This window comes from Vibrio sp. D420a (genome assembly GCF_030248625.1).
Lineage (GTDB): Bacteria > Pseudomonadota > Gammaproteobacteria > Enterobacterales > Vibrionaceae > Vibrio > Vibrio fortis_A.
On sequence record NZ_JAHGAN010000103.1, the window covers coordinates 1 to 513 of the forward strand.

At 50.9% G+C, this 513-nt stretch carries 1 protein-coding gene; it reads left to right on the forward strand.

Going from position 1 to position 513, the window contains the following annotated elements; all coding sequences use genetic code 11:
- The coding region (locus KI743_RS24525) for an NAD(P)/FAD-dependent oxidoreductase (RefSeq protein ID WP_373417854.1) at window positions 1-513 on the forward strand (513 nt) is incomplete at both ends.

Genomic DNA, 513 nt, shown 5'->3' on the forward strand with positions numbered 1-513 from the left:
TGAAGAAGGCCGCGTGGTAACTAACGGCATGAGCCAATACTCGCGTGCCGAGCGTAATGCGAACAGTGCAATCGTTGTTGGCATTGACCCTGAACGCGATTACCCAGGTGACCCACTGGCAGGTATCCGCTTCCAACGCGAATTGGAAACAGGCGCATACGTGCTAGGTGGTGAAAACTACGATGCACCAGCGCAGAAGATTGGTGACTTCTTGAAAGGTCGCGATCCAAGCGAGCTAGGTGATGTCCAACCATCATTCACACCGGGTATCCACCTAACCGATATCTCTAAAGCGCTACCTGACTTCGCTATCGAAGCAATTCGTGAAGCTATCCCAGCATTCGATAAGAAGATCAAAGGCTTTGCTAGTGCAGATGGCCTACTAACAGGTGTTGAGACTCGTACGTCTTCTCCTGTTTGCATCAAGCGTGGTAAAGATTACCAAAGCATCAACCTAAAAGGCTTCTACCCTGCGGGTGAAGGTGCCGGTTACGCAGGTGGTATCTTGTCAGC